This is a genomic window from Rhodoferax sp. UBA5149 (genome assembly GCF_002413825.1).
Lineage (GTDB): Bacteria > Pseudomonadota > Gammaproteobacteria > Burkholderiales > Burkholderiaceae_C > Rhodoferax.
Genome location: NZ_DHXT01000168.1, coordinates 1 through 2,182, shown reverse-complemented (window position 1 = coordinate 2,182; position 2,182 = coordinate 1). Strand labels below are relative to the sequence as shown.

General features: G+C 64.8%; 1 protein-coding gene and 2 pseudogenes. All 3 read right to left on the bottom strand.

Annotation, left to right across the window (positions count from 1 at the left end; genetic code table 11):
* Positions 1-143 (bottom strand): annotated as a pseudogene (locus tag B3V69_RS15370) (serine/threonine protein kinase); the annotation flags it as partial.
* Positions 144-230: 87 nt separating this feature from the next.
* On the bottom strand, positions 231-1,718 hold the full coding sequence (locus tag B3V69_RS15365) for a serine/threonine protein kinase (RefSeq protein ID WP_296447890.1): 1,488 nt from the start codon (positions 1,716-1,718) through the stop codon (positions 231-233).
* A pseudogene (locus B3V69_RS15360) lies at positions 1,715-2,182 on the bottom strand (metallophosphoesterase family protein); the annotation flags it as partial. The gene B3V69_RS15365 and the pseudogene B3V69_RS15360, both read right to left, overlap by 4 nt.

Sequence of the window (2,182 nt, the reverse complement as noted above, 5' to 3'; positions counted from 1 at the left end):
TAGACGCGGTTCTCGTAAGAGCTCAGGGCCAGTTGCCGGCCGTCGCCATACAGGCCGACACTGGCCAGCGCATCCATGACGACGTCGGGCGTGAGCGACTCGAATGGGTGACGCGCAGAGAGATTGGGAGAAAGTGACGACATGCACGCATTGTCGTTCCTGCCAGCCATCTAAAGTGTTGGGGACAGCGCTGGCGCACTTCGTGTCGCTGCGGTCTGTTCCACAATTTCTCAAAAAGGCGCGTCCAGCTCCCGGTTCCAGGCCGGTTTCAATTGGGCCGCTTGTTCGACCAGCAGCTCAAACGGCAGGGCTTGCTTGACCAAGATCACGGTGCAGGGCGCGTCCATGGCGACCTTGATGGGCACGGTGGCGACAAAGCGTTGCGTCTTCAGGCCGTGCGTCGCGGCCCCCATGACGATCAGGCTGACCTGGTTGCCCACCGCGTAGTTCACCAGCGCCTGCGCCACATCGCCCGACTCCAGCACGTGGTACGAGGTTTGGTGGCCCGGCATGTCCAGCGGCTGTGCCCACTGGCGCAGGCTGGCCAGGTACCGGCGCTGCACGCTGGTCTCGCTGGTCAGGTCATTGGAGGTGCTGGTCTGTCCGGGGGAGATCACGGTCACGCATGCCAAGCGGGCGCCGGGGCGCGTCCCCAGCGAACGCGCGACCGCCTGGCGCAGCGAGTAGAGCGTGGCGTCGAGCACGTCTTTGTGCGGAATCGCCACCATGACGATGGGCACTTCTTCAATCTGCTGGGACGGCAGGGGACTGGCCTGGTAATGCATGCCCGCAGCCTTGAACCAGCGTTTGAAATGGGTGCCAAAGCCGGTGCCTTTGAGGTTGCGGCCGAGCGCGGTGACCACGACCTGCTCGGGATGGCGCAGGTCAAACGCCAGGTGCGCCGCCGACGGGTAGCGTTTGGCAGCCTCGGGCTCCAGGCAGCGCAGAATAACTTCCTGCAGCCACTCCGGCAGCTGTGGCTGCAGCTTGCGCGGCGGCGGCGGGTCCATCCACAGCCGCTGGCGCAGCCCGCCCTCGGTCTGGGGTGCGCCAAACGGCAACTCTCCGGTGGCCAGCTGGTACAACATGACACCGATGGCGAAAATGTCGCTGCGCGGGTCCCCGCGCACGCCCACCACTTGTTCCGGCGCAATCCAGGCTGGCGAGCCCACCGCTTTGCGCAGTTGCTCGGCCAGAAGATCGGGGTAGAGCGCATTGCAGGACAGGCCAAAGTCCAGCAGCACGGCGTTGCCATCGCGCTGGATGAGCACATTGGCCGGTTTCAAATCCAGATGCACCGTGTTTTGCTGGTGCAGGCTGTGCACCGCCAGTGCCACGGCCGCGCCGAGACGGGCCAGCTCCGCCACACTGGGGCGCTCCGGCTCATCAAGCCGGTGTTGCAGGGTGTGCCCATGCACGTACTCCATGACGAGATAGGGCACGTTTTCCAGATCACCCGCGGCCACGAAGCGCGGCACGTGCGGGCCCGACAGGACCTGCATGATGCGGTGCTCCACCTCGAAGCTGACAATATTCTCGGCGCCGTCACCGGCGGTCATGCGCGGTACTTTCATGGCCAGGGGAAAACCCGGATCGCTGGCCCCGTCGGTTTCACCCTGCGTATAGTGCACGCGGTAAATGTGGGCCATGCCGCCGGAATGGACGCACTCTTCGATCGTGAAACCGTCCAGCTGTGCGCCGGGCTCCAGCAGCTTCATCGCCCAAGCTCCAGTCGGTCGGCAAAGAAGGCCGGCAAACTGGCCTGCCGGATGGCCGCGGCAGCGGCATGGTGGTCGTAAGAGACCCGGTGAAAGGTCAGCTGCAATTTGTCACTGTCAAACAAGGCGTACATGGCCTGCGGATTGCCATCGCGCGGCTGTCCCACCGAGCCGATGGTGGCCAGCCAGTGGCGATGTCGCGGCACCGGTACGGCCACGCCGGGCGTCGGCATGAACTTCATCAAGTCAGCCCCGGCGCCCCGGTAATAGAGGGTTTGCAGGTGCACGTGCCCGCAAAAAACATGACGCACTTCCGGCCAGACGGCGGCCGCGTCCAGACTGGCGCTGGCCGCCCGCTGATCATAGACATAGCGCCACAGCTCGGGACCGTCCACGCTGGCGTGCACCAGCAAAATCGTGTGCTGCTGCTGGATCAGGGGCAAGCGGTCCAGAAAACGCAGCTG

What these genes read in the sequence shown, in the direction of transcription:
- B3V69_RS15365 (WP_296447890.1), bottom strand. Translation starts at nt 1,718, where the DNA reads ATGAAGCTGCTGGAGCCCGGCGCACAGCTGGACGGTTTCACGATCGAA.